This is a genomic window from Streptomyces sp. MUM 203J (assembly GCF_022414595.1).
Taxonomy (GTDB): Bacteria; Actinomycetota; Actinomycetes; order Streptomycetales; family Streptomycetaceae; genus Streptomyces.
Genome location: NZ_JADWYO010000140.1, coordinates 1 through 779 on the forward strand (window position 1 = coordinate 1; position 779 = coordinate 779).

The following is a 779-nucleotide window of genomic DNA, read 5'->3' on the forward strand; positions in this document are numbered from 1 at the left end:
CTAGTGCTGTGACCGCATAGGTTCGCCGGGTTGCGGTTGGCGCTCGTGGTGGCTGGGCCGGTTGGATGTCGGGAGACGTTCAACGCAGTGTCGGGAGGCGTGGTGGCAGAGCCGGTCAAGGTCCGCAGACTGACCGATCAGGAGGGCCAGCAGTTACAGCGGATCGTGCGACGGGGCAGTACCAGCTCGGTGCGCTACCGACGGGCGATGATGTTGCTGGCCTCGGCTGGCGGCAACCGGGTGCCGGTCATCGCCCAGCTCGTGGCCGCCGACGAGGACACCGTGCGGGACGTGATCCACCGCTTCAACGAGATCGGCTTGGCCTGCCTGGACCCTCGATGGGCGGGAGGCCGTCCCCGCCAACTCTGTCCTGACGACGAGGACTTCGTCGTCCAGACGGCCACCACCCGCCCGACGAAGCTCGGGCAGCCCTTCACCCGCTGGTCGATCCGCAAACTTGCCGCCTACCTGCGCAAGGTCCACGGCCGGGTGATCCGCATCGGCCGCGAGGCCCTGCGCTGCCTCCTTGCCCGACGCGGCGTTACCTTCCAGCGCACCAAGACGTGGAAGGAGTCCACCGACCCCGAGCGTGACGCCAAGCTCGACCGGATCGAGCACGTCCTCGAACGCTTCCCCGACCGGACGTTCGCGTTCGACGAGTTCGGCCCGCTCGGCATACGCCCCACCGGCGGCAGCTGCTGGGCCCAACAGAGCCGCCCCGACCGCCTGCCGGCCACCTACAAGCGCATGCACGGCGTCACTTACTTCCACGGCTGCTA

General features: G+C 68.5%; 1 protein-coding gene. It reads left to right on the forward strand.

The window, feature by feature from the left end:
• Window positions 1-102 precede the first annotated feature (102 nt).
• The coding region (locus tag I3F58_RS29200; protein ID WP_240111725.1) for a helix-turn-helix domain-containing protein at window positions 103-779 on the forward strand (677 nt) is incomplete at its 3' end.